Origin of the sequence: Pseudarthrobacter sp. S6, assembly GCF_050156575.1 — a bacterium.
Taxonomy (GTDB): domain Bacteria; phylum Actinomycetota; class Actinomycetes; order Actinomycetales; family Micrococcaceae; genus Arthrobacter.
The window spans coordinates 1,026,205-1,051,983 of sequence record NZ_CP189581.1 but is presented as its reverse complement, the minus strand read 5'-3'; the positions used below and the strand labels follow the sequence as shown (position 1 = coordinate 1,051,983).

Genomic DNA, 25,779 nt, shown 5'->3' with positions numbered 1-25,779 from the left:
CCTCAGATAGAGCGGCCACTCGCAACCGTCTTAGCCCAGGACGGCCCATCCCCGCGGCGGCACGAGGACGGCGTCCGCACCGACATCGACGGTCGCCTGTCCGGCGACGACGGAGGCGCACCCCGATGAGCTCCTGGTGCACGGCGAAGATAGGTCCTCCCAGGGCCGAGAGCTGGCCGGGGGAGGACGGGAAGATTGGCCTCACGTCGTCGTCGCCCCCTGCCCTGTCCTCCTTGACGCCCCGGTAGCCTTGCTCGTCGCCGTAGTAGATGGACGGCGTTCCGCCACCCTTGAGCAGGACGACGACGGCGTGCGGCACGAGTGCTGCGTCGGTGAGCTTGCTCGCGATGCGGGTGACGTCGTGGTTGCCGATGAAGGTAAGCGGTGCGTAGGAGCCTAGGAGTGCGTTGTGTCGTTCGAATGCGGCTGCGAGTTCGAAGAAGTTCGCGTCGTTGAGCGAACTCCAGACGGACTTCCAGAGCTCGTGTTGCGTGGCGGAATCGAGTCCGCCGGACCGAACCTCGGCTGCATAGTCGCCGTGGATGTACTCGCCCACGAAGTACGCGTCCGGATGGGATGACCGGACGCGCGCGGTGACCGGGGCCCAGAACGAGGACGGGACGGCATAGGCGGCGTCGAGTCGCCAGCCGTCCGAACCCCGGCGCAGCCAGTGCTCCATGACCTCGACTACGAAATCGGCGACAGCTGGCTCGTCATGGTTGAGCGCCATGAGGTGGTGGTGGCCTTCGAAGTCGCGGTACGCGGGTTCGACGGCGGGAACAGCACCCTCGGGCCACTCCAGCAAGAACCACGAGGCAGTGTCCGCCTCCGGCCCGCGTACGAGGACATTTTGGAACGGCGCAAAGGAGCGCCCGGTGTGGTTGAAGACGCCGTCGAGCAGTATGCGCAGTCCGCGATGGTGTGCCCCTGCCACCAGATGGCGTGCTGGACCCAGTCAGGTTCGTTCATGGCGCTGATGCCCTTAACGGATAACCCACCGCTTTCGAGGAAGGTCCGCGTCATCCCCTTCGTCAGGCGTTGGCCTTGCGCTTGACCCAGCCCCACACGCCCGTCGCGACGAACAGGATGAGGCCGATGATTGCCAGCCAAATGAGGCCCTTCACGGCAAAGCCTACGATCGACAGAACAAGCCAGATGACCAGAAGCCCAATTATTAGTCCCATAGCGGCATCCTACGCCCCCGCCGGTACCGGCGGTCCATGACACGGCCCCGATCAGAGGTGCGCGTCCCGTACCTCCGATGGTGTTGCGCCCTGGATGACCCAGCGGTTGCCATCCGGGTCAGCAAAGTACGCAAACTGCACTCCGCCCATGTCCTGTATTTCGCTGACCTCGGCACCCCGGCGGACGAGCTCGGCCCGGACCCCGCCAATGTCGGGCACCACGAGCTGCAGGCCCTCGAGGCTGCCCGGCGTCATGCTCGTCATTCCTGTACCAATGACTATCGAGGCGGCCGAACCCGGCGGCGTCAGCTGCACGACTCGCATTCCCGGGATGTGCTCCACATCGTGGTCTAGGACAAAGCCCAGCTTCTCCGTATAAAACGACTTCGACCTGTCGACATCGGCCACAGGTACCTGGACAACTTCAAGGCGCATCTCCATGCGCCTCACAGTACCGCCGCCGGATGTACTGTGCGCAACGAACACTCAACAGTCTTTGCTTCGCTCTTCAACCCACTCATCGTCGCGGCCGTGTGCGCAGCCGTCATCGCCGCGTGCTGGTGGGTGCTCATGGTCAAGGGCCTCGCCTCCGCAACCCACGATGCGTTCGCCAACCCGGCCCTTGTGCTGCTGGTCCTGGCCGTGGCTGTCCTGTCCGCGGGTTTCCACGAGTTCGGCCACGCTGCCGCCGCACGCCGTGGCGGCGCAACACCGGGAGCCATGGGAGCCGGCCTCTGGTGTCTGGTGGGCCACCGGCTTTGACGCCCTGTTGCTGGTGGTGGTCACCCAAATTCTCCAGATGATCCGGCAGCTGCTTCCGTTGGTGCGGTTTGACAGTTACCACATCCTGGCCGACGCCACCGGAGTTCCGGACCTCTTCCAGCGCATCAAACCGACCCTGCTGGGACTGCTGCCGTGGCGCCGGACGGACCCCGCAGCCCAGGCGCTCAAGCCATGGGCACGGGCAGTGGTCACGGTCTGGGTGCTGGTCACGGTGCCACTGCTGGTACTTAGCCTGGTCATGACGGTCCTCTCGCTGCCGCGGCTCCTGGGCACGGCATGGGCCAGCGTCCTGAAACAGCAGTCGGAATTGTCCGAAAGCCTGGCGGCCGGGGACATCGCCGGAGCCGCGGTGCGCACCCTGGCGATCGCCGCCGTCGTACTTCCCATCCTGGGCGTTGGCTACATCCTGCTCCGGCTGGTCCGGCAGCTGACCACCGGACTCTGGCAGAAAACCCGCGGCAAGACGCGGCAGCGGGCCGTAGCAATGGCCGCCATCGCAGCGGTGACCGCCGGGCTGGCCTGGGCCTGGTGGCCCGGAGCAGACACCTATCGGCCGGTGCAGCCGTACGAACGCGGCACTCTGGCCGACGTCACCACAGCCGTATTTCCGACGGCGGCGTACTCCGCCCTGCGGGAAGGCGGGACCGGGAAGAGGGTGGCCCTGTGGCCCGCAGGAGCAGCGAAGCCGACGCGGGAAAACCCCCAGCTCAGCACGGTCCTGATGCCCCGCACCGCTCCTGCCGGGGCCGGGACAGCGGCTGGCACCACGGCCGGTTCCGCCCCGGCGCCGTCGTGGGTATTCCCGTTCAACGTGGACACCACCAACGAGGCCTATGCGTTCGCCAGCTGCGCCGACTGCGCTGCCGTGGCTGTGGGCTTCCAGGTGGTGCTCATCGTGGGTCAGGCGGATGTGATCGTGCCGGAGAATCTGTCCGCGGCCGCCAATTACAACTGCCTCCGCTGCCTGACGTACGCAGTGGCCAGTCAGCTCGTTCTCACGCTCGACGGGCCGCTGAGTGACGGCGGAACGGCCAGGCTCAATGCCCTATGGGCCGAAATTGCTGAATTCGGACGGAACCTCCAGAACGTCCCCCTGTCCGAAATCCAGGGACGCCTTAACGCATTCAGGGAACAGATCAAGGAGATCATCCAAAGCGACCCCAACGCCACAAAGGGAACCGGCACCTCCACGACGCCGTCCACACCAGCCACCCCGTCACCCGGCTCAACGGCCGGATCAAGCGCCGCGCCCACTTCGGGCGCCACCGCCCCGGCATCCTTGCCGTCCGGAACGACGACGGCGGCGCCCCCTCCCCCGGCGCCTGCCACCGGCGGGGCGGCACCGGAAAGCAGCCCCGTGCAAGTAGCTCCCACCACGGAGCCGACCCAACCAGCACCGGTCGCTCCCACGCCAGTTCCGACCACAACCGCGGGCTGAGACAGGCTGGACCGGGAGGACCGGCGCACCTCACGCCGCGGGCACTCCTCGACAGGACGGTCAGACCAGGCTCGGCTGGCTCGACAGGATGTAATCCACGGCCGCCGGGCCGGTCATGCCCAGCCCCGGCCTGAAGTAGTGGCCTGCGTGGCGCCGGCGCTGATGGTGCCCGCTCTGCGCCATCGCGGCCCAGAACACACGCTGCGCTCCGGGAACTCTTCGCCTGCCGGAATCGTCCTTGACAGCGCCTCACCCGGCCGGGAGACATCGCTTCGGACACAATTCGTAGCCACGGACACAAACGGATTGGCGTCTACGGGCTGCCGTGATTCGAAGAAGCTCCCGAACATAGTAAGTTGCCTTATGATTTTAGGTAATAGTGCCGCAGTGCACCGGGAGGAACGGATATGGTGGCGGAATCGCGCAGCGCCAGCAGGACTGAAGTGCTGGGCGGACGTTATCGGCTGGGCGAGGTGATCGGCCGCGGCGGCATGTCGTCCGTCTACTGCGCTCGGGACGAGAACCTGGGCCGGGACGTGGCGTTGAAGCTTTTCGCACCCCAGGCCCCGGACGCAGACGAGTTGAAACGCCAGCAAGCTGAGATCACGCTGCTGGCAACGCTGAACCATCCCAGCCTCGTGACATTGTTCGACGTCGGCGTTGACGCACGCATCCCGGATGAACCCCGCCCCTTCCTGACGATGGAACTGGTGGAGGGACAGGATCTGCGCAGCCGGATCAGGCACAGCGAGATCCCACTGGACGAGCTCGCCGTCATAGGCGCCGGCATCGCTGACGCACTCGCCTATGTCCACGGCCTTGGCATCCTCCACCGCGATATCAAGCCGGGCAACATCCTCTTGGTGCAGACCCGGCCCGGGGAGCCCCTGCGGGCCAAGGTGGCCGACTTCGGCATAGCACGAATCGCCGACGCAACCCGCCTAACCGCAACTGGAGCAATGGTGGGCACCGCAGCGTACCTCAGCCCCGAACAGGCCGTGGGCTCCCCCCTCACCCCTGCCACAGACATCTACTCACTGGGGCTGGTCCTGCTCGAATGCATCAAACAGACGATGGAATACCCCGGCAGCGCTGTGGAATCCGCCGTGGCCAGGCTGCACCGCGCGCCCAGCATTCCCACGGATCTCCCCTCCGAGTGGACCGACCTGATCCGCGCCATGACTGCAATCGAGCCGCTGGAACGCCCAGCAGCAGCGGACGTCGAGACGGTGCTGCGGAAGGCCCTTGTCTCGCCGACGTCCACTCCCGGCGAACTAGTACCGGAAACCACGCGTGTGCTGCCGGCCATGCCGTTCAGGACGCCGTCCGTCACAGCCAAGACGGGGCCTGCGCCGGGTGCCGATCAGCGCCGCGACCCTCGGGGAACGCGCCGGCGGAAGTCGTTCCGTGCCGGACAGAAGGCGCGGCTCTGGGCAGTGGCCATCCCGGTTGTACTCGCGCTGGCGGGCGGGGCCGCGGTACTGACAGCGGGCCAGGCGCCAGAGGCCACATCCGGCGTCGTCACTTACCCTGCTGTAAGCGGCACGCTGGGCGACCACCTCCTGGAACTTCAGAAGAGTGTGGAACCATGACCCGCCCCCATTCCAGGGGCAAGCGCGCCGGCGCCCGGGGAGCCGGCCTTGCCGTCACCGTGATGCTGGCGGCGGCGCTCGCCGGCTGCGGCCCGGCCGATACCGGCCTGCAGCGCGACACCGCCCAAAAGCTCCAGGAACTCGTGCTCGGCGTGAGCCAGGCAGCGGCTGCAGCCGATCACGCTGCCGCGCTCAAGACGCTGGACAGCCTGGAAACGGACGTGGCGTCCGCAGCCGGCAGCGGTCGGGTTTCCGAAGAACGGCGCCGGAGCATCGTGACCAGCATCACCGCTGTCAGGGCCGACCTCAAAGCCGCCGCAGAAGCCGCCACAGAAGCCGCCGCAGCGGCAGCGAAAGCAGCTGACGAAGCAGCGGCTGCCGCGGCAGAAGCGGCGAAGACCAAGGCGGACGCGGAAGCCGCCGCGCAGGCCGCCCAGGAATACACGGCGCCCGTCGTGCCGGTACCTGCACCAGCCCCTGCACCCGAACCGGCAAAAGGCGAGGGCAAAGGCAAAAATAAGAACGGCTGAGTATTTGCCGTCCGTCACGGTTCTTTGCGTGCGGTAGAACACCGCGGAAACATGAGGGGTAGGGGGAAACGGGGCCGCAAACGAGCGAGGGCAGCGTGATGATGTTGCATCGGGAAGCCGAGTTCATCTCCCGCATGCTGCCCAGCACGAACGGGTCCTGCACTACGTCCTCCGCCGAGTCGGCGACCCGGACGTGGCTCGGGTGCTCGCGGCCGGCCGCGCAGCCCGTGGCGTAGCCTGATTCCATGGACTCCGAAGTCCGGTATCCCAGGCTCCGCACGGGCATCACGGTACCGTGTCTAATCCACGGCGACGCCGATGCGACGCCGGTGCTGCTGCTACACGCATGGGGCGAGTCAAGCGGCAGCTTTGACCTCCTGATACCGCTGCTGACCGGGTTCAGGGTCTACGCCCCGGACCTGCGCGGGCAAGGCGAGGCGGACAAACCAGAGGGTGGTTACTCCCTGGCGGAACAGGCCGAGGACGCGGCAGCGGTCCTGGACGCCCTCGACGTGACGAGCGCCGCCGTCGTCGGCTCCTCCAGCGGCGGTTACGTCGCCCAGCAGCTGGCCATCGCCCATCCCCAGAAGGTTGCGGCACTCGTGCTAGTGGGCGCGCCCTTGAGCCTCCACGGGCGGCCCGCCTTCGCCGATGAAGTGGACCGCCTGACGGACCCCCTCGACGAGGCCTGGGTCCGGGATTCCCTGGCCTGGTTTCCCCTGCTGCACGAGGTTCCGCAGTGGTTCCTCGAGGACCGTGTGCGCGACGGTCTCAGGATGCCGGCCCACGTGTGGAAAGGCATCCTGAACGGGCTATGTGCAGCTACCCCGCCCACGGAATCGGGAACTATCCAGGCGCCCACGCTGATCCTGTGGGGCGCCAAGGACGGCTTGCTGCCACGCGCCGATCGGGAGACCCTGGCCGCCCGGATCCCCGGTTCCGTCCTGAAGGTCTACCCCGAGGTGGCGCACCTGGTGCTGTGGGAGTGTCCGGAGCAGGTGGCAGAAGATACGACGGCGTTCCTCGCCTCGCTCGGGTGAGTCAAGCACCAGCCCAGCACCCAACTCAGCGGAGCCGCCGTGTTCTCTAGCGGTCCGTCTTGACCACCGTGAACAGCACCGCCGAGTCCTCTTCCGCTTCAAGACTGTGCAGCCCGTCCGGCACGATCAGCAGATCCCCGGCCTTGCCCTGCCACGATTCCCCGCCCGCCCTGAGCCAGACCGATCCTTTCACCACGTAGACCGTGGCCTCGCCGGGGTTCTGGTGCTCGCTGAGCTGCGTGCCGGCACGGAAGGCCATGACGGTCTGGCGCAGTTTCTTCTCATGCCCGCCGTACGCTGTGTCGGCTGCCCGCCCGCTGGGAGCCGCGACGGCGGCGCTGATCTGCTGGCGGGCCAAAGCCTCAATCGATATCTTTTGCATGACGCAACCGTACCGACGATTGCCGGCCTTGCCGAGTGCCGTTCATCCTTCGTTACGGTGTTGCTCAGCCGTGCGTGACCGCGGCACCCAGAAGTCCGAACAGCGATCCGGCCGCCAAGGCAATGAGGGCACGACGCCGCGTGGGATACAGCCAGCGGACTGCAAAAACAGCCAGCGCGAGAATCAGCCCGTTCACCACACTCATGGTGACCGCCAACCATTCGGTCCCGGCGGACACCCCGAAGCCTCCGCCACTGCAGCCGCTGATCCCGCACCAGGCAAGTCCCGCCACGAGCCATTGCGGAAGGCTCAGCAGGACAGCGAGAGGCACCGTCCACCAGAGGTTCCGGACGTTCCGGGTGACCCCGTGAAATGTCACCACCGGAACCTGAGGCACGGCGGAAGGCGCAGCTGCTGTCGCTGCGGCCGGAACGGGCCTCCGGATGCTCAGGACGATCCATCGGAAGAGCGCTGCGTTGACCACCGCAAGGGCGAGGTGCCCCAGATAGTAAAAAACCGCCGTCGGCCGCAGCCCGCCCGACGCCGGCGGACCCGAGGAATCAAAGAGGAAGCCCACGGCGAAATACGCTGCCGAAACGGGCAGCGTCAGGATCATCAAGGACCGCATCAGCCACTCCCTGGCCGTCTCATCGAGATCCAAGTCGAGGGAGCCGGTGACAAGGGCAACGCCAACTATGGCAACCGGCACGGACAGATAAACCACGACGGCGATCCTGGCCCAGCGCGGTAGTGACCCCTTATCCGGCAATGACCCTGTCCGCATGATCACGACCAGCCGCGCCCCGGACGGACCATGCGGATCTCGGGCAGTTCTTCCCACTCGGGTGGGAGCTGCCCGCGCCCGCCGTCGGGCCGAAAGCCGTGTTTGAGGTAGAAGGCGAGCGCCCGGGGATTGTTCTCCAGCACCCAGAGATAGGCCGGACTCTCTCCGATGGCCGCGCTCAGCAACGCGGCGCCCAGCCCGCTGCCGTGCGTCCGCCGGAGCGTGTACAGCGAATACAGCTCCAGCGCCTCCGGGCCGTCCTCATCCCGTCCAGGACCCGAGTCGGCGAGACCTACTACCTCATTGTTGGTGCCCATGGCGATGACCCGCGGGTCGCTGCCGGCCAGATATGGCCGACGGCGTTGCACCCGTTCGGGAATGCTGGCCCGCCGCGTGCGGAAGAACTCCGCTGACAGCCGGTCCCCATAGGTCTCCTCGTGGGCCAGGGTGTGCATGTGCACCACGGCTTCAGCGTCCTCGGGGGTGGCCTGCCTGATGAGAAAGTCCATGGCCCCAGCGTAGCCACCTGCTCCCTTACCCAGCCCGTCCTCGGAAGCCAGCCGGTCGGGACGGCCTGATGCTGTGAAGCCGCCCTCTCCCCTACTCGGGGTTCAACCCTTTGGCGTACGCGGCCTGCCCCACGTGCTGGAGGCAATCGGCAAGGGTGCTGACCAGCCGCACGCCGAGGGTAACGGGCGGATCCCAACGATTGTCAACGATGCGGTCCAAGTCCTCATCGGTGAGAGTCTCCAGGAAATTCCTGGTCTGCCGGTGGACGGCGTCGTAGTACTCAAGGAGAAGTTCCGGCCGGGCTTGCACCGCGTCGACTTGGTGGGTCGAGTGACCGTAGCCGGTGTCACGGCCTGTCAGCGGGAGGCCAAAACGGCCGGCAAAGTCCTGTGACGTCCAAACCTGGTCCAGGCCCGCGGCGGAGGCCACCTGGGCGTCCTCCACGCGGGCGAGGTGCCAGATAAGCCATGCAATCGAGTTGCCGGTTCCCACCGGCCGCCGGACCAGCGACCCGTCGTCGAGCCCTTCAAGCGTGGCCTCCACCGTCTCCCTGATCCGGCGGAACGCGTCCAGCAGCAGTTCGTTGGATTTCATCAGGTCCTCCTCGACGTACCGTTTTGACTGAGCCCCATGCTTACACGCTCACCCCACCGCCGGATAGCGCGGAATGATAGAACCGTTACCCATCTTTGCTGGGGCGGCGAACCGCGACGATTCCTTAGCGTGGCGCGCGAGGGGCCGCACTTGCCTTCGCGGCAGGTGCGGCCCCTCGCGCGCCGGACAGCCCTGCGCCAATCAGCCCGCCGCTGGCGACGTGCGCTGGGAGATGTTGAGAATGTTCCCTTCGCTGTCGAGGAACCAGGCGGACTTCCCCCAGTCATTGTCGGCGACGCCGTTCTCCGTCTTCAGGCCGGGGAAATCGTAGTCTTCAAAGACGACGCCGCGGCCCCGCAGCTCCTCCATTTCGCCTTCGAGGTTGTCCGTTTCCCAGCCCATCTGGGTGTTCTTGGCCGTCCCGGCATTCTCTGTCTGGTAGATCAGGAAACCGGTTCCGTTGCCCCCGTTGTAATACAGGCTGCCGTCCTCCATGGAAGCGGACGGATCCAGGCCCAGCTTGTCCCGATAGAAATCCTTCGCCCTGTTGATGTCCTTGGCAGCGAGGACAGCCATGATGGTTGAATCCTTGAGCATGATGATTACCTTTGTGCCTTACTTTCGCGTCGGTGGCGGTGCTCTCCCCCGGGTGCGGCTCCGGAACATCGTTGTCCGGTACCGCGTGGCCGCCCCTTGCGCCAAGTGCCGGAGCGGCCACCTGGGACTCTCCTGCGCCGCGCCAGCCATCATTGGCACGAGGGTCCCCGAAGCCTATGTGGCCATTATGGAACTGAAAGGGCACCTGCGGATATAGGGAAGTTCAACAGCTTCAGGCGGCGCGCCCGGATGCCGCCACGGTGCCTTCACCGTTCCTTCACAGATGCCCCCACAGGGGCCTGGAACAGGCGTGGATCTGGGGCTGCTTTTGGTGCCGCACACTTAGCTAGTGCGTACTTTTGGTGTAGAAGAAGAATTCCTGATCGTTGATCCCTCCAACGGCAGTCCCCTGCCCCTGGCCGCAGACCTGCTGCGTCTCCAGGACCCGGGCGAACCGGCGGACCTTTCCACGCACCCGATGCTCGCCGTCGAGCTTCACCAGGAACAGATCGAGGTGATCACCCACCCGCACAGCACCCTGAGCGGGCTCTCCGCCGAGATACTGTCCGGCCGCGCTCTCGCGGACTCGCTCGCACGGAAAGCGGGCGCCAGGATCGCCGCCCTCGCCACGTCCCCGCTGGCGGTGACACCCCATTCCACCAGCAACGCCCGCTATGATGCGCTGCTGGAAAAGTTTGCTGTTACGGCCCGTGAGCAGCTGACCTGCGGCTGCCACGTCCATGTCTCCGTTGACTCTGACGAGGAAGGCGTCGCCATCCTGGACCGCGTCAGGTCCTGGCTGCCGCCACTGATGGCGTTGACCTCCAACTCTCCGTTCTGGGACGGAGCTGACAGCGGCTATGCCAGCTACCGCACCCAGGCCTGGAACCGGTGGTCCTCAGCCGGTCCGACTGAAATCTTCGGCTCGGCCCAGGCCTACCACCAGCGCGTGGCGGACCTGGCCGGCACGGAAGTAATCAACAACCCTGATTTTGACGCCCGCCTCTCCGCCCGCCACCCAACCGTAGAGATCCGGGTATCCGATGTCTGCCTCGACCCCCGCGACACCGTCCTGATCGCCGCCCTGGTCCGGGGTCTGGTGGAGACCGCGGCCCGGGAATGGAAATCCGGCCAGGGGCCGGACATGGTTTCGGCCATCATCCTGCGCCAGGGTTCCTGGCTGGCCAGCCGGTGGGGAATCCAGGGTGACCTGCTGAACCCGCTGACCCACAAGCCGGAGTCCGCACGCACGGTCATCGCCGCGCTCCATAACCATGTCCGCGACGCCCTGGTGGAGGCAGGCGACGAAGCCTACGTCGAGGCATCCCTGCACCGGATCTTCAGCAGCGGAACCGGCGCCAAACTGCAGCGGCAGGCCTACGCCCGCCACGGCAGGCTGGCTGACGTGGTGAGCGACGCCGTCGTCATTACGCACCAGGAGCCGGCCTTCTACGAGCCGAGCACCCCGTATGATCTATCACTTTTGGTTCCCAACCCCGTGGTTTAGGGACCAAAACCGAGCAGTTGGCCATGACCTGCCGGCCGGTGAACGCCACCAGCCGGTCCATGCTCGCGGCCGATTCTTCCACCATGAGTTCATCGGCGAAGCTCTTTCCGCTGATCTGCGGGCTGATGGTGTTTCGCGCCAGGCCCAGGACGTAGCCGGACAGCACCGGCGAAACTTCCAGTTCCTGGCCGGTGGCCGCTGCGAAGTCCCAGGCGTGGACCAGGAATTCCAGGTTAAGGATGTTGGCCATCATGGAGGCCGGCAGTTCCGCGAAGCCCATGTCGATGGTTCACTCCAGGCCGCGGACCTGGAACGCTTCGAGCGTGGGCTGGGCGGCGTCCGCGACTCGGACCTCCGGTGCAGCATCCGGCTGGTCGACGATGGCGACGCCCAGGGCCTTGCCGCAGTGGCCAGTGTGGCCAGGCGTCCGAAGTAGTGGTTCCACCCCTCGGTGTGGCCGGCTGCGGCTTCGAGACTGAGGCCCTCGTGGACGAGGCGGACGTTGGTCCCGCCGTCGACGCTGCCAGTGTGATGGTGACCTTGGAGGCAGCGGCGGCCGGGGCCGTGGACCCCTCCCAGTCCCAGGTGAAGACGACGCGCTTGCCGGGTTCAATTTCCGTAAACGTGCCCGCGGCGGACTGCCCCGGCGTGATGGTCCAGCGGTACTCTCCACCAACGCGCAGGTCCACGCGCGCGGCGACGGCCTGCCATCGCCGCAACCGCTCCGGCCGGGTGATCAGGGCAAAAGCAGTGTCCGGGTCGACCGGAATGAAGACTGACTTGTCAGTGGTCATCAGGGTTCGCCTTGAGGTTTGGATGCTGCAGGGCGGTGGCCTCGGCCACCAGTGAATCCAGTTCGTCGGTCCAGAAAATATCCAGGGATTCCCTTAGACTCCGCATTCCCCCGGAGTCGAGACTGTAGTACCGGTTGCGTCCGTCCTTCCTGGCACGCACCAGACCGACGTCGGCCAGCAGCAGCAGGTGCTGGGAGATGGCGGACCGGCTGACGGCAAAGTTGGACGCCAGTTCTATGACGGACTGCTCGCCGCGGGCCAGCAGTTGGAGCAGTCGGCGCCTGTTCGGTTCCGCGGCAGTTTCAAGAAGGTCGGGCACCCTGGATACGTTAGTGTAGACTAACATATTAGGCAAGGCATCGACGAGTCTCCCCTGGTTTGCTCTACCACTTGTAGTCCCCAAAACCGTGGTTTAGCAGCCGTACCTGATAGAGCAACAGGAGGTGGGCGGTCCGGGAACCGCGGGATAATGGAAGCATGAGCAATCAAGACCCGGACCCCTGGGCTGAATTCGACCGGCTCAAGCCCGCAGTCCCGGACCGCGTGGCCGGTTATCCCGGCGGCGAACCCGTGGGTTTTGGCTTCCGGACGGGTGTGCGCAGCGCCAAAGTGGCCTTCGGCTTCGCCGTGTACGCGCTAGCGCTCGGCACCACTCTGGTCCTCACCGGCGCCGTGGTCTTCATCGCCCAGGGCCAGTGGCTGCTGCTCGGGCTGATGGCGCTGATCGAGGCCGTCTTTGTCTACGGTTTCATCCGGCTGGCGCGCCAGGCTCGCAACCGGCGTGCATCCGGCTAGTGACTTAGCGGCGGGTGCCGCTACGGCCGCCCACCTGGACGGCCTGGGCCATAGGCCTTGGTGACGCCGATGTTTTTGAAGGTGTCCACAAAGGACGAAAAGGAGTCAGACATAACCTCACAATAAGCGTGCGCCGGGGCGATCACCATGGGTGAGCGGCCGACGTCGGGCCCTCCTCCGGGATCCGCATTGCCGCGGGGCCCTGCCCTTGCAATACTTCGGGGATGCCCCGGCCACACCGGACGAGTCGTTCATCCTCACGGACCGGGACACCATCGCCAGCGTCCAGCAGGCCCACCGGGAGGCTTGCGAACAATCGCGCCAAGCGAACGTCGTTGTCGGATCTCGACGACGTGCTCCGCGGCAACCGCCAGCGTCAGCGCACCGGCGGCAGCGCACCGGCGGCAGCCCCGCCAGGTCAAGCTCGGGTCAGGCCTTGTTGGCCGTCGCTGCGGCCGAGAGTGCAGCCAGCCCACGCTCGAAATCGCCGCCGACCACCTTGTCCATGTTCATAAACAGGGCAAAAACCTTCGCGAGGCCCTTGTTCTCCCCGGTCATCCGCCACGTGACCTGGGTGCCGCCGTCGCCCGGTGTGAACGTAAACGTAGTGGGATTCACAGCCTTGAACGGCTTTGTGAACTCAAGGCGGACCTTGATACTCCGGGGGAACTCGGACTCGACAATCTCCATGTTGCCGCTGCCTGCTTTGCGGTTGCCGCTCCAGGCATACTTGGCCCCCACACCGGCGTCACTGCCCGAATACGAACGGTTCAATTCCGGATCCACGTTCTCCCACGGCGACCATTTGGTCCACTCGAGAAAGCTGTTGACCAACGGAAACACGTCTTCCGCAGGCGCAGGAATAAGGGCATTGCGAGTGACTTCGTAAGTGGACATGCCGCAATCATAGGCGGAAGGGCGGGTGAATCCGCCAGCCCCGGAGGGGCAACAGTTCTTGTGTTCACCACCTGTTCCGGCGCCCGCTACCTGGCCGGCCTATCCCGTGGGCCGTCACGTTCGGCAACCACGACGAGGATTCCGTGGCACGGACCGGCATGACCGAGGCCAGGATGCTGCAGTTCCTCCAAACCTACGACTTCAATATGAACGGCGACTCCACGCCGGGCCTGACCGGGACATCAAACTCGCTGCTGCTCGTTCAGTCCGCCAAGTCCAAGGCGCCGGCCTTCGGCCTGTGGCTCATGGACACCGGCCGCTATGCCCCGGACGCCATCAGCGGACAGGACTTCGAAGGCTACCCGAACTGGGACTGGGTACGCATGGACCAGGTCACCTGGTACCGCAATCTGTCGATCGCTACCGAGCAAAAGTACGGCAAGAAGGTCCCCTCCCTGATGTGGGGCCACATTGCGCTCCACGAGCACCGCAACATGTGGTTCGCCAGCCTCGACTCGCGGACAAACGCGGATCACGCCCGGGCCCTCACGAAGCACAACATCATTGGTGAACGAAACGAGGACGAGTGCCCCGGTCCCATCAACTCCGGCCTGTTCAACGCCTTCCTGGAGCGGGGGGACGTCCTGGGCTATTTTGTGGGCCACGACCATGTCAACACGTACGTGGGCAACTACTACGGTGTGCAGCTCGGTTACTCGCCCGGCACCGGATTCGGCGCCTACGGGCTCCCCGGCGCCGAACGGAACCGTTTGCGCGGGGCACGGGTCTTCGAGCTGGATGAGAACCACCAGGGAATCTACAAGGAGACCCGGCTGGTCTTCGCAAAGGACCTGGGCATAGATCTGATGGCCAACGACCAGCCGATCGTTCCGCAGCCGCTGGATCCGCGGCAACTCTAGCGCTGACCTGCACCTGGTAGCGGCGGTGCCTCCATTTGAAGTGGAGGCACCGCCGCTGCGGTGAGTTGGCCGCCGCCCGGTTACCCGGCGCAGCTGCGCCGCCTTACCCGGCGCAGCCGCACCGCCGCCGCGTCAAACCCGGCAGGGGCTCAGCTGAGGTATCCGTTCGGGTTGAGGACGTACTTCGTGGCTGCACCGGCGTCGAATTCGGCGTAGCCCTTGGGCGCCTCTTCAAGGGTGATCGCCTTGGCGTTGACGTTCTTGGCGATGTTCACCTTGTCGTTCAGGATGGCCATCATCAGCTGACGGTTGTACTTCATCACCGGACACTGCCCCGTGGTAAAGCTCAGCGACTTCGCCCATCCGGTACCCAGGCTGAGGCTGAGCGAACCAGTCTTGGCAGCCTCGTCAATTCCGCCCGGATCGCCGGTGACGTACAGGCCCGGGATGCCCAGGGCACCACCGGCGGCGGTGATGTCCATCAGCGAATTCAGCACCGTGGCGGGCGCCTCCTTGGCGTCATGGCCGTGACCGCGCGCCTCAAAGCCCACGGCGTCCACGCCACAGTCCACCTCCGGCACACCCAGGATCTGTTCGATCTGCTCCGCCGGGTCTCCCTTGGTCAGATCCACCGTTTCACAGCCAAAGCTGCGTGCCCTCGCCAACCGTTCCTCGTTCAGGTCCCCCACAATCACGACGGCGGCACCCAGCAAGTGCGCGCTGGTAGCCGCTGCGAGGCCAACAGGACCCGCGCCAGCCACATACACCGTGGAACCGACGCCTACCCCGGCGGAAACGGCCCCGTGGAAGCCGGTGGGGAAAATGTCCGACAGCATGGCCAGGTCAAGGATTTTCTCCATGGCCCGGTCCTTGTCCGGGAACTTCAGCAGGTTCCAGTCGGCGTACGGCACCAGCACGTAATTCGCCTGGCCACCCACCCAGCCACCCATGTCCACGTACCCGTAGGCGCTGCCCGGGCGGTCCGGGTTCACGTTCAGGCAGATGCCTGTCTTGCGTTCCTTGCAGTTCCGGCACCGGCCGCAGGCGATATTAAATGGAACCGAACAGAGGTCTCCGACTTTAATGAACTCGACGTCGCGGCCCACCTCCACTACCTCGCCGGTAATCTCGTGCCCGAGCACCAGGTTGGCCGGGGCAGTGGTACGCCCACGGACCATGTGCTGGTCCGATCCGCAGATGTTGGTGGCCACGGTCTTCAGGATTACCCCGTGGTTGACCGCGCGCCCCACGTTCGCGGGGTTCACGCCCGGTCCGTCTTTCAGTTCGAAGGTTGGATAGTCGATGTCGATCAGCTCGACCTTGCCGGGCTCCTTGTAGGCAACGGCTTTGTTCCCTGTCATCATGCTCTCCTCGCGTCGGCACGGCGTGTCTTCGTGAGGCAGCCGTGAGCTGTGAAGTGTTGCAATGGATCCCCTACGTGCAGGCCTGCCCGTTGCTTGAGCAGTTTGATGTTTTCCTGACGTCGGGGGTTCGGTCAGTCTAGGCACGGCAGCTCGGCGGGGTCTAGGGTTACGGGCCTAATGTTTTTTGCGTTCCCGCCCGTCAGCACTTCGAAGCGCTGCCGCTCCGGGTTGTGGCGGATGGTGACATCCTGCATGGGATCACCTCGGTTCGGCTTTCGCTTCAGCTTAACCCTGGCACCCCCGCCGTTATTTCGTCGCCCTCTGGAAGGCCAGATCGATCGCAGCCACCGATGCTTCGGCCAACTCGAGCGACTGCCAGTCATCGAAACCAGCCTCGACGCCGCGGCATGTCGGTGACTCAGCGGCCCAAGCCTTGTAGTGTCGTGGGCAATGGGCAAGGACTCCCCCTACCGCCCAAAAGCAGCAAACCGGGAACGTAGGAGCGAACATGACTGTTGACGAGAACGAAGCTCAGATCCTGGATCAGTGGACTCACAAGCTGACCCAAGCCTTGCAGATCCTGGACCTGAAGGTCGATCAGGAGCTGATTCTTGAGCTGGCCCGGAAATCCGCAGATTCCGTAACGCACGCAGCAGCCCCGATCACCGCGTTTCTGGTGGGCTACGCCGCGGCCCTCGAGGCCGGCACCGGAAGCGCCGGTTCCAAGACAGCCTCGGCGGCGTCCATCACCAAAGCAGCCGACGTCGCTTTCAGCCTCTGTGAGAACGCCCGCCAGCAGGGAAATCCCCACCCGGAGCCCGGCGCGAAGGGCTGGACGCACAGCGCCCAGTAGTCCGCCGGCCCCAGTAATCAGCCCGCGAAGTAGTCACGCCCAGTAGTCAGCCGGCGGCCACGTCCGCCGGCGCGTGTGCCTTGGCTGGCTCCAGCCGGACGATCACTGCCTTGGATACGGGTGTCTGGCTGCCCTCGGCCACGCTCTCCAGCGGAACCAGGACGTTGGCCTCGGGATAATAAGCGGCTGCACAGCCCGCCGCGGTGGGGTACGAGACCACCCGGTAGTTGTGCAGCACACGTTCCATGTTGTCCTGGTACACGCCGTGAATGTCCACGTGCTGCCCGTCGCTGAGGCCCAGCCCGGCCAGGTCCTCCGGGCTGACGAACACCACTTCGCGGCCCTTCTTGATGCCGCGGTAACGATCGTTGTTGCCGTAGATGGTGGTGTTGAACTGGTCGTGGGAACGCATGGTCTGCAGAATCAGCGTGCCAGCAGGGCGTTCGACGTGTTCGAGCTGGTTGACCGTGAGCATCGCCTTACCCATGGGGGTGTCGAATGTGCGCGAGTCCCGGGGACCGTTCGGCAGCACGAAGCCGCCCTTCTGCCGGATCTTCCCGTTGTAGTCCGCGCACCCGGGGACCACGCGGGAGATGTGGTCCCGGATGAGGTCGTAGTTCTTCTCGAACCCGGCCCAGTCAGCGTTGACCCGGTCGCCCACCACCTTCTGCGCCAGCCTGCTGAGGATGGCCACCTCGGACAGCAGCCCGGGCGCCACCGGCGGGACCGCGCCATGGGAGCCATGGACAGCGCAGACGGTGTCCTCCACGGATACAAACTGCGGCCCGGATTCCTGCAGGTCGATCTCGGTGCGGCCCATGGTGGGCAGGATCAGTGCTTCGGCTCCGGTGACAGTGTGCGAGCGGTTGAGCTTGGTGGAAACCTGGACCGACATTTCGGTCTTTTCCATCGCAGCTATGGCCGTTTGCGTGTCGGACATGGCTCCAACGAAGTTGCCGCCCATCCCCACGAAAACCTTGATTCCGCCGTCGCGCATTTGCCGGATGGTTTCCACGGCGTCCGCGCCGTGTTCACGCGGCGGATCGAAGCTGAATTCCTTACCCAGTGCGTCCAGGAACGACGGCGGCATCTGCTCCCAGATGCCCATGGTCCGGTCACCTTGGACGTTGCTGTGCCCGCGGATGGGTGAGGCGCCGGCACCCGGCTTGCCGATGTTGCCACGGAGCAGCAGGAGGTTGATGATCTCCTTGATCGCGGCCACACCCTTTTTGTGCTGGGTGATTCCCATGGCCCAAGTGATGATCACTTTCTCGGCCTTCAGGTAGCGGTCCGCCAGCTCATCGATTTCCTCGGTCCGAAGCCCGGTAGCCGCCAGGACGGCGGCTTCGTCCAGTTCGGCGAGGTGCGCCTTCAGCTCTTCCAGCCCGTGGCAGTGCTCCGCCAGGAAGTCATGGTCCAGCACCGTGCCGGGATTCTTGGCCTCGGCGTCGAGCACGCGCTTGGAGACGGCCTGGAGGAGTGCCATGTCGCCGCCAAGCCGGATTTGCAGGAACTGGTCCGCAATCTGTGTCCCGTGCCCGATGATTCCCTTGACCTTCTGGGGGTTCTTATAGCGGCGCAGCCCCGCCTCCGGCAGGGGGTTGATGGCCACAATCTCCCCGCCGGATTCCTTGCACTCTTCCAGGGCCGTCAGCATCCGCGGGTGGTTCGTGCCCGGGTTCTGGCCCATGATGATGATCAGGTCCGCTTTGGCGTAGTCGTCGGCGGAGACGGTAGCCTTGCCGATGCCGATGGTCTGCCCCATGGCCCAGCCCGAAGACTCGTGGCACATGTTGGAGCAGTCCGGCAGGTTGTTGGTTCCGTAGGCCCGGACGAACAGCTGGTAGAGGAACGCGGCCTCGTTGGAGGTCCGGCCGCTGGTGTAAAAGGTGGCCTGGTCCGGGCTGGGCAGTCCCTTGAGCTTGTCCGCGACGATGGTAAAAGCCTGCTCCCAGCTGACGGGACGGTAGTGGTCCTCCCCTGCGGGCTTGTGCACGGGCTCGGTAAGGCGCCCCTGCATCCCCAGCCAGTACTCGGACCGCTGCCGAAGTTCACTGACCGGGTTCTCAGCCCAGAATTCGGGGCCGATCACCACCGGTGTGGCCTCCCAGGTGACCGCCTTGGCACCGTTTTCGCAGAACTCAAACGTCTTCCGGTGGCTGGGGTCCGGCCACGCGCAGCTCATGCAGTCGAAGCCATCCTTCTGGTTCAGTGCCAGCAAAGTTTTCGCGGTCCTGACCGCCCCCATCTGCTGCACGGCCGGCTCCAGGGAATGGTAGACGCCCGGGACTCCGGCGGCCCACGACTTCGGGTGGCCGCTGACCTCGATCTCAGCCTCGTTGGCCTCTTTCACGCGCGGGTTCTTGCGTGCCACGTTGCACTCTCCTTGGTTCAAGCTCTCTCGCCGTTGACGCACCGGTTTTCTACAGTGCGACGGTCCCATTCCACCCTATCGAGGGGTTCATCCAAGTCAAGAAGGACTAACGGCAAACGTCTGGGTAGGGTGGACAGATGGACGTCCCTCCCCTTGTCTGGACCCTGACCGTCGCGGGAATCGTGGGCCTGCTGGCTTTCGATTTCTTCTTCCATGTCCGCAAGGCCCACACGCCCAAACTCAAGGAATCGGCCATCTGGTCCTCCATCTACGTGGGGATCGCCCTCCTCTTCGGCCTGGGGGTGCTGCTGTTCGGCGGCACCACCATGGGCACCGAATACTTCGCCGGGTACGTCACGGAGAAGGCCCTCTCGGTGGACAACCTCTTTGTGTTCCTGATCATCATGGCCAGCTTCAAGGTCCCCCGCGCGGACCAGCAGAAGGTGCTGCTGTTCGGCATCGTCTTCTCGCTGATCGCCCGGACCGCGTTCATTTTCCTCGGCGCCGCCCTGATCAACAGCTTCGCGTGGGTGTTCTACATTTTCGGCCTGATCCTGCTGATCACCGCAGGGAACCTGCTCAAGCCGGACAATCACGACGACGACGCGGAAGGTTTGGTGGTCAGGCTCGCCAAAAAGTACCTCCCGGCGTCGGAACATTACGACAGCGACAAACTGTTCACGATGGAGAACGGCAAGCGCGTCCTCACCCCAATGCTCCTGGTGATGGTGGCCATCGGCGGCACCGACATCCTGTTTGCGCTGGACTCCATCCCCGCCATCTTCGGCCTCACCCAGAACGTCTTCATCGTCTTCACGGCCACGGCGTTCTCGCTGATGGGCCTGCGCCAGCTCTTCTTCCTCATCGATGGGCTGCTGGACCGGCTGATTTTCCTTGCCTACGGCCTCGCCGCCATTCTCGGCTTCATCGGCGTAAAGCTCATCCTGCATGCCCTGCACGAGAACAACTTGCCGTTCATCAACGACGGCGAGCCCGTCAATGTGGTGGAGGTCAGCACCAATGTTTCCCTGACCGTGATCCTGGGCGTCCTGGTGGTCACCGTACTGGCCTCGATCTTCAGCCCCAAGGGCAAGGCCAAAAACGCGGTGTCCGGGGCCAAACGGCACGCCACCGAATACCTGGACCTCAACTACGAAACGGACATGGCGGAGCGTGACAAGCTGTTTGCCCGGATGGTCCGGGAGGAAGACCAGCTCCGCAGCCTGCCGGAGAAGTACAAACGGCTCATCCGCAACGAAACCGAATTCATGGACCTCCTCCGTAAGGCCCACACCGAGCACGACGAGGCCCAGGTCAGGGCAGCGAACCCCTAAAGCAACGCGGGGTCACTTACGGCCCATCCAGAGGCCCGTGATGGGCCGTAAGTGACCCCGCGTTGTCAGTGGCTGTTGCTAGATTCAAACCAGCGCCAGGGGAACCGTCCACCGGCCAGGCACGTCACCAGGCACGTTTATGAGGAGGCCCCGTGTTTCTGCTCGATCCAGCCAGCGTTGATCCCCGCAGTGTTGATCCCCGCAGTGTGGATTCCAGTTCAGCCGATTCCGGCCCCCGCGCACCGCAGGACCTGGTGTTTTCCGCTAGCGACCTGGTGGCCGCCAGCGAATGCGAGTACCGCACGCTCCGCATCCTGGACGAGAAACTGGGCCGGTCCCCCAAAGCGCAGTTTCCCGACGACGAAATGCAGCGCCGCGCCGGGGCGCTCGGCGACAAGCACGAGGCCACGGTCCTTGCCGGCCTGATCGCGCAGTACGGCGTCTGGGACGCCGGCCGCGGCGCCGGGGTGTACTCGATCGAGCGCGGGGAGAACACCCGCGGCGAACTGCTGGCACGGCACGCTGAAACAGAACTCGCGCTCCGTGCCGGGGCCGACGTCGTTTTCCAGGCAACCTTTTTCGACGGCGAGTTCCTGGGCTACGCGGACTTCATCGTCAACGAGGCCGCCGGAACCGGAAACCCTGGCCGTTACGAGGTCTGGGACACCAAGCTCGCCCGGCACGCCAAGGTGGGCGCGCTGCTGCAGCTCGCCGCATACGGAGACCAGCTCATCGGCATGGGCCTGGAGCCTTCGCCCCGGGTCACGCTGGTGCTGGGCGCCGTGGTGGACGGCGACTACGTCCGCAGCCACCACTCCCTGCCGGACCTGCTGCCGGTGTTCCGCGAGCGCCGCGACCGGTTCCGCGCCCTGACCGGCGCCCACCGCGAGGCCGGTGCAGCGGTGCAGTGGCAACAGCCCGGCGTCGCGTACTGCGGGCGGTGCAACTACTGCGCTGAGCAGGTCCGGTCCCACCGCGACCTCCTGCTGGTGGGCGGCATGACCACCCTCCGGCGGAGGAAACTCATCGCCGATCACATCACAACCATCGACGAGCTGGCCGATCTCCCGCCCGGCAAGGCCACGGGCTCGCTTGTCCGGCTCCGCGACCAGGCCCGCATGCAGCTGGGCCGGGACGTTCCGGACGGTTCCCGCACCTACTTCAAGGACGGCGAGGAGCACACCGTCACGTTCAAGGTGCTGCCGGAGAATGCCTTGGCAGCGATTCCGGAGCCCAGTCCCGGCGACATCTTCTTCGACTTCGAGGGCGATCCCCTCTGGCAGGACCCCGCCACCGGCAAATGGGGGCTGGAGTACCTGTTCGGCGTGATCGAGGCGCCCGTGTTTGACGGTGACGCTGCAAACGCCCACGCAGCGGGCAAGCCCGTCGTGGATGACAAACCCGTCTTCCGGCCCTTCTGGGCGCATTCGCGCAACGAGGAGCGGCAGGCATTCCTGGACTTCCTCGCCTATGTGGAAGCGCGGCGCGCCAGGTACCCGGACATGCACGTTTACCACTACGCCGCCTACGAGAAATCCGCGCTCCGGAACCTGTCCGTGACGCACCTAGCCGGCGAGGACATTGTGGACAACTGGCTCCGCAACGGCCTCCTTGTGGACCTCTACGCCACCGCCCGGCATTCGCTCCGGATCTCCGAGCCGTCCTACTCCATCAAGAAGCTTGAACCCCTGTACATGGGAGACAACCTCCGCTCCGGGGACGTCAAGGACGCCGGAGCCTCCGTGGTGGCGTATGCCAGTTACTGCGCCGCCCGGGACGACGACGACGCCACGGCCGCGCACATCCTGGCCTCCATCTCCGACTACAACGAGTACGACTGCCTCTCCACGCTCCGCCTCCGCGACTGGCTGCTGGGTCTGCGTGGGACGCCTGCCGCACGCACGGCGACAACCGGAACTTCCGACGACGGCGGGCAGCCGGCATTGTTGTCGTCGACGTCGTCGTCCGCTGTTGCGGCCTCGCCACCGCTACCGGAACCCGAGCCAACACCCGAGGAGCGCCGCCTCCTGGAGTATCTGTCCGGCCTGCCGGACAACCGGCCCTGGACCAACGACGAACGGGCCATCGCAATGGTGGCCGCAGCCACCGGATACCACCGCCGCGAGCGCAAGCAGTTCTGGTGGGAACACTTCGACCGCACCGATTCCGAGATCGACCACTGGTCCGAGCACCGCAACGTATTTGTGGTGGATACCGCGGAGATACTGACGGACTGGGAGCTCGCAAAGCCTACGGCCAGGATGCGCACCCGCACGCTGAGGCTGACGGGGGTCATGAGTGAAGGGTCGGAGTTCAAGCCCGGGAGCACCTGGTGCCGGCTCTACGATGCGCCGGTCCCCGATGGCCTGGAGGATCCCCTGGGCACCGCCACGGGCCGTGGGTTCACCTTCGGCACGCTCGTGACCGCGGTGGAGGACCACCCGCGGGTTGCCGGCCAGACCATGATCACCATCGAGGAACGGGAAACAGGAAAAGTCCCCGCTTACCCGCACATTCCGGTGGCGCTCACCGAGGACCAGCCCATCCGCACCGCCAGCATCGAGGCCGCCCTGGCCGAACTGGCCCAGAGTGTTGGCGCCTCGGTGCCCTCGCTTCCGGAACATCCCGGCGTCGACATCCTGCGCAAGATGCCCCCGCGCTTCCATTCGATGCCAGGTCCCGCAGCCGTCGGCACGGACGCCGCCGGTGCAGCGGACTACGTCACGGCGATCACCGCCACGCTGCTGGACCTCGATCATTCGTACCTTGCAGTGCAGGGCCCTCCGGGCACGGGCAAGACCTACGTCGGCTCCCACGTCATTGCCCGGCTGGTGGAACAGGGCTGGAAGATCGGGGTGGTGGGGCAGTCCCACGCGGTGGTGGAGAACATGCTCTGCACAGCGATCGAAACCGCCGGAGTGGATCCTGCGCGGGTGGCGAAGAAGCTGGCCGCCCCGCATCCGGTGCTGTGGCACCGCACCTCCGACGACGACGTCGCGGCCCTGCTGGGTTCCCCCGGCGGCTGTCTGGTGGGCGGCACAGCGTGGACCATGACGGGCAAGTCCGTCCCAGCAGGATCCTTGGACCTGTTGGTCATCGACGAGGCCGGCCAATTCTCGCTGGCCAACACACTGGCCGTGGCTCGCGCCGCCAAGTGCCTCCTGCTCCTCGGTGACCCGCAGCAGCTGCCTCAGGTCACGCAGGGCTCGCACCCGGAGCCCGTGGACGAGTCCGCCTTGGGCTGGCTTGCTGCCGGGCACGCCACGCTCCCCCGCGAACTGGGCTATTTCCTGGCGGACAGCTGGCGGATGCACCCGGACCTGTGCCGGACGGTGTCTGTCCTCAGCTACGACGGAAAGCTGGAAGCTGCGCCGGCGGCATCCCTCCGCAGCCTCGCGGAGCTGCCGGCCGGCGTGGAAACAGTCTTTGTGGACCACAGCGGGAACACCAAGTCCTCCGTAGAAGAAACTGCCGAGGTGGTCCGTCAGGCCCAGCGGCACATCGGGCTTAAATGGCTTCCGGGCGACGACAAACCGGCCAGGTCACTGAACCCGGAGGACATCCTGGTGGTGGCCGCCTACAACGCCCAGGTCCAGCTGATCCGGCAGGCGCTGCACGACGCCGGCCTGCCCGGTGTCCGGGTGGGCACGGTAGACAAGTTCCAGGGCCAGGAGGCGCCGGTGGTCCTGGTGTCCATGGCCTGCTCCGCCGTTGCCGAAGCTCCGCGCGGGGTCGACTTCCTGCTGAACCGGAACCGGATCAACGTGGCCGTGTCGCGGGGCCAGTGGCGTGCCGTGATCATCCGCTCCCCCGAGCTCACGAACTACATGCCGACCAAACCGGCGGTACTGGAGGAGCTCGGCGCCTTCATCGGCCTCAGCGCGGGTATCCATGGCCCAGGTACTCACGGCCCGCGCAACACCCGGAGAAACCGTGTTCTCACCGCTGAATCACGGTAGGTTCATGAAGTGACGTCCCAGAGCAACAGGTTGCCAGTCGGCGCCCTGATCGTCCTTGCCGCCATCGGCTTTACCGCCATCACCACCGAACTCCTGCCCTCCGGCCTGCTGCCCCAGATCAGCGCCGACTTCCGGGTCTCTGAGGCCACCGCCGGGTATCTGACGGCGGGCTACGCGGCCATCATCGTGGTCACCGTGATCCCGTTGTCGCTGCTGCTGTCGCGGGTCCCCCGGCACTACCTGCTCATCGCGCTGATCCTGTTCTTCGCGGCCAGCAACGCACTGGTGGCCATCGTCTCCGATTTCGGTGCCGCCATGGGTTCACGGATGGTGGGCGGCATTGCCCACGGCCTGCTGTGGTCCGCCATGGCCCCGTTTGTGGCGCGGATCGTCCCGGCCCACAAAGTGGGCAAGGCGCTGGCCATCGTCTTCAGCGGCAACAGCCTGGGACTTGCCATCGGCGCCCCGGTGGGCACCGCCCTGGGCAACGTCGTCGGCTGGCGCGCGGCGTTCCTGGTCCTGGCCGCCTCCCGGGTGGTGCTGGCGCTCCTTGCCGTGTGGCTGCTTCCCCCGGTGCGGCGTATCCCCGATGCTGCGCACCCATCAATCCGCAAGGCAATCGGCCAGCCGGGAGTGAAGACCGTCGCCGTTGCCTGGCCGCTGATGCTTATGGCCCACTTCGCCTTGTTCACCTACATTGCGCCGTTCCTGCGCGAGGTCCGGCTGCCTGACTTCAGCATCCCGCTGTCCATCAGTGTCCTCGGTGTTGCCGGGCTGGTGGGCATCTGGATCGCCGGCGTCACCGTGGACTCCCGGCCCCGGCGCTGGCTCCTGATCACTGTCGCCGGCGTTGTAGTTTCCGTGGCCCTGCTCCCGCTGGTGGGAAGCGTCCTGCCGGCCTTGGCGCTGCCGGTCACGCTGGTCCTGATGCTGGTCTGGGGCACAGGCATCGGCGCGATGGGGATATACAACCAGTCCGCTATCCTCCGCGCCGGCGGCGAGTACAGAGACGCCGCCAACGGGCTGACGGTACTGACCATCCAGATCGGGATCATGATCGGCGCGATGTTCGGCGCCGCTGCCCTCACCGTTGCGGGGCCGCTTCTGGTCCCGATCGCCGCCGCCATCCCCGCCGTCGTCGCGTTTGCGCTGATCCTCACGGGACGGCGGCACTCCTACCCGCCGGGGCCAAAAGAGCGCGTCAGCGGGCCCTGAAATCCCGGTACGATCCGTCGGCGGCGGAGATGGACTCCTCCACCCGTTCCACCCGGCCGGGGGCGTTCGCCGATCTCAGCCAGTCCAGGAGCTTGTGGACCTGCTGTTCCGGCCCCTCGGCCTCGATGGACACCGAGCCGTCGTCGAGGTTCCTCACTACGCCCTTAAGCCCCAGTTCGTCGGCTTTGCCCATCGTCCAAAAACGGAATCCGACCCCCTGCACCACGCCAAAGACGCGGGCGGAGAGCCGGATGTCGCCGTTATCCCGGCCGGGGATATCCCCAGCCGGGATATCCCGGCCGGAGTCGTGGCGGCGCCAGGAAAAACCCATGG

At 65.6% G+C, this 25,779-nt stretch carries 27 protein-coding genes and 2 pseudogenes; 15 read left to right on the top strand and 14 right to left on the bottom strand.

Translation table 11 applies throughout. From position 1 onward, the window contains the following. The first annotated feature begins 136 nt into the window (after nt 1-136). Complete coding sequence (locus tag ACQCS0_RS05160) at nt 137-400, top strand: hypothetical protein (protein ID WP_354154228.1); 264 nt, start codon at nt 137-139, stop codon at nt 398-400. Here the strand turns inward: ACQCS0_RS05160 and ACQCS0_RS05155 are convergent. The 3 genes and pseudogenes from ACQCS0_RS05155 to ACQCS0_RS05145 all read right to left on the bottom strand — a co-directional run. After that, nucleotides 293-934 (bottom strand): annotated as a pseudogene (locus tag ACQCS0_RS05155) (alpha-amylase family glycosyl hydrolase); the annotation flags it as partial. The gene ACQCS0_RS05160 and the pseudogene ACQCS0_RS05155 overlap by 108 nt on opposite strands. Nucleotides 935-1,031: 97 nt before the next feature. Further along, complete coding sequence (locus ACQCS0_RS05150; RefSeq protein WP_185262737.1) at nt 1,032-1,184, bottom strand: LPXTG cell wall anchor domain-containing protein; 153 nt, start codon at nt 1,182-1,184, stop codon at nt 1,032-1,034. Between the two features lie 51 nt (nt 1,185-1,235). Then, the gene (locus ACQCS0_RS05145; protein ID WP_354154122.1) at nt 1,236-1,625 is read right to left on the bottom strand and encodes a VOC family protein; all 390 of its coding nucleotides are present in this window, start codon (nt 1,623-1,625) and stop codon (nt 1,236-1,238) included. A gap of 30 nt (nt 1,626-1,655) precedes the next feature. On the opposite strand from ACQCS0_RS05145, the gene ACQCS0_RS05140 reads away from it, so the two are divergent. The 5 genes from ACQCS0_RS05140 (at nt 1,656) to ACQCS0_RS05120 (ending at nt 6,567) form a co-directional block, all read left to right on the top strand. Continuing rightward, nucleotides 1,656-1,946 carry a hypothetical protein gene (locus ACQCS0_RS05140; RefSeq protein ID WP_354154123.1) on the top strand — a complete coding sequence of 97 codons (291 nt, stop codon included), beginning with the start codon at nt 1,656-1,658 and terminating at the stop codon, nt 1,944-1,946. After that, nucleotides 1,882-3,405 carry a hypothetical protein gene (locus tag ACQCS0_RS05135; RefSeq protein ID WP_426940044.1) on the top strand — a complete coding sequence of 508 codons (1,524 nt, stop codon included), beginning with the start codon at nt 1,882-1,884 and terminating at the stop codon, nt 3,403-3,405. The genes ACQCS0_RS05140 and ACQCS0_RS05135 overlap by 65 nt, the downstream gene beginning before the upstream one ends. A gap of 407 nt (nt 3,406-3,812) precedes the next feature. Then, on the top strand, nt 3,813-4,997 hold the full coding sequence (locus ACQCS0_RS05130) for a serine/threonine-protein kinase (protein ID WP_354154125.1): 1,185 nt from the start codon (nt 3,813-3,815) through the stop codon (nt 4,995-4,997). Continuing rightward, entirely contained in the window at nt 4,994-5,527 is a 534-nt protein-coding gene (locus tag ACQCS0_RS05125; RefSeq protein WP_354154126.1) for a hypothetical protein, read from the top strand. The genes ACQCS0_RS05130 and ACQCS0_RS05125 overlap by 4 nt, the downstream gene beginning before the upstream one ends. 245 nt (nt 5,528-5,772) lie before the next feature. Beyond that, nucleotides 5,773-6,567 carry an alpha/beta hydrolase gene (locus ACQCS0_RS05120; RefSeq protein WP_354154127.1) on the top strand — a complete coding sequence of 265 codons (795 nt, stop codon included), beginning with the start codon at nt 5,773-5,775 and terminating at the stop codon, nt 6,565-6,567. A 46-nt stretch (nt 6,568-6,613) separates the two neighbouring features. On the opposite strand, the gene ACQCS0_RS05115 is transcribed toward ACQCS0_RS05120, so the two are convergent. The 5 genes from ACQCS0_RS05115 to ACQCS0_RS05095 form a co-directional block, all read right to left on the bottom strand. Beyond that, nucleotides 6,614-6,949 carry a cupin domain-containing protein gene (locus tag ACQCS0_RS05115; RefSeq protein ID WP_354154128.1) on the bottom strand — a complete coding sequence of 112 codons (336 nt, stop codon included), beginning with the start codon at nt 6,947-6,949 and terminating at the stop codon, nt 6,614-6,616. A gap of 64 nt (nt 6,950-7,013) precedes the next feature. Further along, nucleotides 7,014-7,733, bottom strand: a complete 720-nt coding sequence (locus ACQCS0_RS05110) for a hypothetical protein (RefSeq protein ID WP_426940043.1) — start codon at nt 7,731-7,733, stop codon at nt 7,014-7,016. A 2-nt stretch (nt 7,734-7,735) separates the two neighbouring features. Further along, a complete protein-coding gene (locus ACQCS0_RS05105) occupies nt 7,736-8,242 on the bottom strand; it encodes a GNAT family N-acetyltransferase (RefSeq protein WP_354154130.1) in 507 nt (168 codons plus the stop codon). 91 nt (nt 8,243-8,333) lie between these two features. Then, nucleotides 8,334-8,837 (bottom strand): mycothiol transferase, encoded by a 504-nt coding sequence (locus ACQCS0_RS05100; RefSeq protein WP_354154131.1) that lies wholly within the window; start codon nt 8,835-8,837, stop codon nt 8,334-8,336. A 201-nt stretch (nt 8,838-9,038) separates the two neighbouring features. Further along, on the bottom strand, nt 9,039-9,434 hold the full coding sequence (locus ACQCS0_RS05095; protein WP_354154132.1) for a VOC family protein: 396 nt from the start codon (nt 9,432-9,434) through the stop codon (nt 9,039-9,041). Here ACQCS0_RS05095 and ACQCS0_RS05090 point away from each other — a divergent pair. The 3 genes from ACQCS0_RS05090 to ACQCS0_RS05080 all read left to right on the top strand — a co-directional run bounded on the left by ACQCS0_RS05090 (nt 9,433) and on the right by ACQCS0_RS05080 (nt 11,377). After that, nucleotides 9,433-9,651 carry a hypothetical protein gene (locus ACQCS0_RS05090; protein WP_354163195.1) on the top strand — a complete coding sequence of 73 codons (219 nt, stop codon included), beginning with the start codon at nt 9,433-9,435 and terminating at the stop codon, nt 9,649-9,651. The genes ACQCS0_RS05095 and ACQCS0_RS05090 overlap by 2 nt on opposite strands. Nucleotides 9,652-9,783: 132 nt before the next feature. Further along, nucleotides 9,784-10,941 carry a glutamate--cysteine ligase gene (locus tag ACQCS0_RS05085; RefSeq protein ID WP_354154133.1) on the top strand — a complete coding sequence of 386 codons (1,158 nt, stop codon included), beginning with the start codon at nt 9,784-9,786 and terminating at the stop codon, nt 10,939-10,941. After that, nucleotides 10,904-11,377 (top strand): hypothetical protein, encoded by a 474-nt coding sequence (locus ACQCS0_RS05080; RefSeq protein WP_354154229.1) that lies wholly within the window; start codon nt 10,904-10,906, stop codon nt 11,375-11,377. Before ACQCS0_RS05085 ends, ACQCS0_RS05080 begins: the two co-directional genes overlap by 38 nt. Nucleotides 11,378-11,471: 94 nt before the next feature. Here ACQCS0_RS05080 and ACQCS0_RS05075 read toward each other — a convergent pair. Beyond that, nucleotides 11,472-11,735: pseudogene (locus ACQCS0_RS05075) on the bottom strand (SRPBCC family protein); the annotation flags it as partial. After that, the gene (locus tag ACQCS0_RS05070) at nt 11,725-12,054 is read right to left on the bottom strand and encodes a helix-turn-helix domain-containing protein (RefSeq protein ID WP_354154134.1); all 330 of its coding nucleotides are present in this window, start codon (nt 12,052-12,054) and stop codon (nt 11,725-11,727) included. The gene ACQCS0_RS05070 and the pseudogene ACQCS0_RS05075, both read right to left, overlap by 11 nt. 158 nt (nt 12,055-12,212) lie before the next feature. Between ACQCS0_RS05070 and ACQCS0_RS05065 the strand changes: the two genes are divergently transcribed. Further along, nucleotides 12,213-12,530 carry a hypothetical protein gene (locus tag ACQCS0_RS05065; protein WP_354154135.1) on the top strand — a complete coding sequence of 106 codons (318 nt, stop codon included), beginning with the start codon at nt 12,213-12,215 and terminating at the stop codon, nt 12,528-12,530. A gap of 429 nt (nt 12,531-12,959) precedes the next feature. Here ACQCS0_RS05065 and ACQCS0_RS05060 read toward each other — a convergent pair whose 3' ends face one another. Next, on the bottom strand, nt 12,960-13,427 hold the full coding sequence (locus ACQCS0_RS05060; protein ID WP_354154136.1) for an SRPBCC family protein: 468 nt from the start codon (nt 13,425-13,427) through the stop codon (nt 12,960-12,962). A gap of 143 nt (nt 13,428-13,570) precedes the next feature. On the opposite strand from ACQCS0_RS05060, the gene ACQCS0_RS05055 reads away from it, so the two are divergent. Next, on the top strand, nt 13,571-14,347 hold the full coding sequence (locus ACQCS0_RS05055; protein WP_354154137.1) for a phosphoesterase: 777 nt from the start codon (nt 13,571-13,573) through the stop codon (nt 14,345-14,347). A 149-nt stretch (nt 14,348-14,496) separates the two neighbouring features. Here ACQCS0_RS05055 and fdhA read toward each other — a convergent pair whose 3' ends face one another. Continuing rightward, the gene (fdhA, locus tag ACQCS0_RS05050) at nt 14,497-15,708 is read right to left on the bottom strand and encodes a formaldehyde dehydrogenase, glutathione-independent (RefSeq protein ID WP_354154138.1); all 1,212 of its coding nucleotides are present in this window, start codon (nt 15,706-15,708) and stop codon (nt 14,497-14,499) included. 511 nt (nt 15,709-16,219) lie between these two features. Here fdhA and ACQCS0_RS05045 point away from each other — a divergent pair. After that, nucleotides 16,220-16,564 carry a DUF6457 domain-containing protein gene (locus tag ACQCS0_RS05045; RefSeq protein WP_354154139.1) on the top strand — a complete coding sequence of 115 codons (345 nt, stop codon included), beginning with the start codon at nt 16,220-16,222 and terminating at the stop codon, nt 16,562-16,564. A 46-nt stretch (nt 16,565-16,610) separates the two neighbouring features. Here ACQCS0_RS05045 and ACQCS0_RS05040 read toward each other — a convergent pair whose 3' ends face one another. Then, complete coding sequence (locus ACQCS0_RS05040; RefSeq protein ID WP_354154140.1) at nt 16,611-18,938, bottom strand: FdhF/YdeP family oxidoreductase; 2,328 nt, start codon at nt 18,936-18,938, stop codon at nt 16,611-16,613. Between the two features lie 137 nt (nt 18,939-19,075). Here ACQCS0_RS05040 and ACQCS0_RS05035 point away from each other — a divergent pair, with 137 nt between their 5' ends. From ACQCS0_RS05035 to ACQCS0_RS05025, 3 genes are all read left to right on the top strand, one after another. Further along, nucleotides 19,076-20,272 (top strand): TerC family protein, encoded by a 1,197-nt coding sequence (locus tag ACQCS0_RS05035; protein ID WP_354154141.1) that lies wholly within the window; start codon nt 19,076-19,078, stop codon nt 20,270-20,272. Between the two features lie 206 nt (nt 20,273-20,478). Continuing rightward, complete coding sequence (locus ACQCS0_RS05030) at nt 20,479-24,231, top strand: TM0106 family RecB-like putative nuclease (protein ID WP_354154221.1); 3,753 nt, start codon at nt 20,479-20,481, stop codon at nt 24,229-24,231. Between the two features lie 9 nt (nt 24,232-24,240). Next, a complete protein-coding gene (locus tag ACQCS0_RS05025; protein ID WP_354154142.1) occupies nt 24,241-25,446 on the top strand; it encodes an MFS transporter in 1,206 nt (401 codons plus the stop codon). Here the strand turns inward: ACQCS0_RS05025 and ACQCS0_RS05020 are convergent. Further along, a complete protein-coding gene (locus tag ACQCS0_RS05020) occupies nt 25,433-25,777 on the bottom strand; it encodes an acylphosphatase (protein WP_354154143.1) in 345 nt (114 codons plus the stop codon). The genes ACQCS0_RS05025 and ACQCS0_RS05020 overlap by 14 nt on opposite strands. Nucleotides 25,778-25,779 lie beyond the last annotated feature (2 nt).

Excerpts from the sequence above, each read along its gene's own strand:
- ACQCS0_RS05145 (WP_354154122.1), bottom strand. The coding sequence starts at position 1,625 with ATGGAGATGCGCCTTGAAGTTGTCCAGGTACCTGTGGCCGATGTCGAC.
- ACQCS0_RS05110 (WP_426940043.1), bottom strand. The coding sequence starts at position 7,733 with ATGCGGACAGGGTCATTGCCGGATAAGGGGTCACTACCGCGCTGGGCC.
- ACQCS0_RS05125 (WP_354154126.1), top strand. The coding sequence starts at position 4,994 with ATGACCCGCCCCCATTCCAGGGGCAAGCGCGCCGGCGCCCGGGGAGCC.
- ACQCS0_RS05045 (WP_354154139.1), top strand. The coding sequence starts at position 16,220 with ATGACTGTTGACGAGAACGAAGCTCAGATCCTGGATCAGTGGACTCAC.
- ACQCS0_RS05105 (WP_354154130.1), bottom strand. The coding sequence starts at position 8,242 with ATGGACTTTCTCATCAGGCAGGCCACCCCCGAGGACGCTGAAGCCGTG.
- ACQCS0_RS05060 (WP_354154136.1), bottom strand. The coding sequence starts at position 13,427 with ATGTCCACTTACGAAGTCACTCGCAATGCCCTTATTCCTGCGCCTGCG.
- ACQCS0_RS05080 (WP_354154229.1), top strand. The coding sequence starts at position 10,904 with ATGATCTATCACTTTTGGTTCCCAACCCCGTGGTTTAGGGACCAAAAC.
- ACQCS0_RS05115 (WP_354154128.1), bottom strand. The coding sequence starts at position 6,949 with ATGCAAAAGATATCGATTGAGGCTTTGGCCCGCCAGCAGATCAGCGCC.
- ACQCS0_RS05090 (WP_354163195.1), top strand. The coding sequence starts at position 9,433 with ATGATGATTACCTTTGTGCCTTACTTTCGCGTCGGTGGCGGTGCTCTC.
- ACQCS0_RS05020 (WP_354154143.1), bottom strand. The coding sequence starts at position 25,777 with ATGGGTTTTTCCTGGCGCCGCCACGACTCCGGCCGGGATATCCCGGCT.
- ACQCS0_RS05095 (WP_354154132.1), bottom strand. The coding sequence starts at position 9,434 with ATGCTCAAGGATTCAACCATCATGGCTGTCCTCGCTGCCAAGGACATC.
- ACQCS0_RS05065 (WP_354154135.1), top strand. The coding sequence starts at position 12,213 with ATGAGCAATCAAGACCCGGACCCCTGGGCTGAATTCGACCGGCTCAAG.
- fdhA (WP_354154138.1), bottom strand. The coding sequence starts at position 15,708 with ATGACAGGGAACAAAGCCGTTGCCTACAAGGAGCCCGGCAAGGTCGAG.
- ACQCS0_RS05130 (WP_354154125.1), top strand. The coding sequence starts at position 3,813 with ATGGTGGCGGAATCGCGCAGCGCCAGCAGGACTGAAGTGCTGGGCGGA.
- ACQCS0_RS05150 (WP_185262737.1), bottom strand. The coding sequence starts at position 1,184 with ATGGGACTAATAATTGGGCTTCTGGTCATCTGGCTTGTTCTGTCGATC.
- ACQCS0_RS05100 (WP_354154131.1), bottom strand. The coding sequence starts at position 8,837 with ATGAAATCCAACGAACTGCTGCTGGACGCGTTCCGCCGGATCAGGGAG.
- ACQCS0_RS05035 (WP_354154141.1), top strand. The coding sequence starts at position 19,076 with ATGGACGTCCCTCCCCTTGTCTGGACCCTGACCGTCGCGGGAATCGTG.
- ACQCS0_RS05120 (WP_354154127.1), top strand. The coding sequence starts at position 5,773 with ATGGACTCCGAAGTCCGGTATCCCAGGCTCCGCACGGGCATCACGGTA.